1 protein-coding gene and 1 pseudogene are annotated in these 567 nt (G+C 64.7%); both read right to left on the minus strand.

Annotation, left to right across the window (positions count from 1 at the left end; all coding sequences use genetic code 11):
• The coding region (locus ABD323_RS44430; RefSeq protein ID WP_344447659.1) for a hypothetical protein at nt 1-257 on the minus strand (257 nt) is incomplete at its 3' end.
• Nucleotides 258-361: 104 nt separating this feature from the next.
• A pseudogene (locus tag ABD323_RS44435) lies at nt 362-567 on the minus strand (IS110 family transposase); the annotation flags it as partial.

The following is a 567-nucleotide window of genomic DNA, read 5'->3' on the forward strand; positions in this document are numbered from 1 at the left end:
ATCCCGAAGTAGAACAGCGGTCCGCTCGCATTCCGGATGAGCGGCCCATCCGACCAGGGGCTTGCGTCCTCGTCCTCGTCGTCCGGGCTCAAGTCAGGCCACCGGGCAACGAGCGCCTCGACAAAAGTCCTGATACGCGCTGTTGGCTCGACGCCCCGACCACCCATGAACTCACCATGGAGGTCCGTGAACACCACGCGCGCCGCAGCGTCGCCGTCAGGACGCTCGCCTTCCCATACAGCCAGGTCGTAACTCATGATCGCATTCTGCACGTCCTCGCCGACAAGTCCCCTGTCGAACGTTCACCGTAGATGATCAGGGCTTCACGGAACTTCGGGCGGAGCCATTTTCCGCGCCCTCATCACCAAGCAGCGGCCGTGATCGACGAAGTAATGGAGGAGGTGAAGGCGTGGTTCTCGTCGAACAGCTGGCGGCTTTGGAGGCAGTGGAAGAGCTGGCCGAGCAGTCGGTTCAGGAGGTTGCGTTGGGCGCCGGCGTGCCAGTCTCCGTGCTCGCGTCGGCGGCGGTAGTGGGCGTCGGCGCCGGGCGAGGCTCGGAGCGAGGAGA

Source organism: Kitasatospora nipponensis (genome assembly GCF_039528135.1).
Lineage (GTDB): Bacteria > Actinomycetota > Actinomycetes > Streptomycetales > Streptomycetaceae > Kitasatospora > Kitasatospora nipponensis.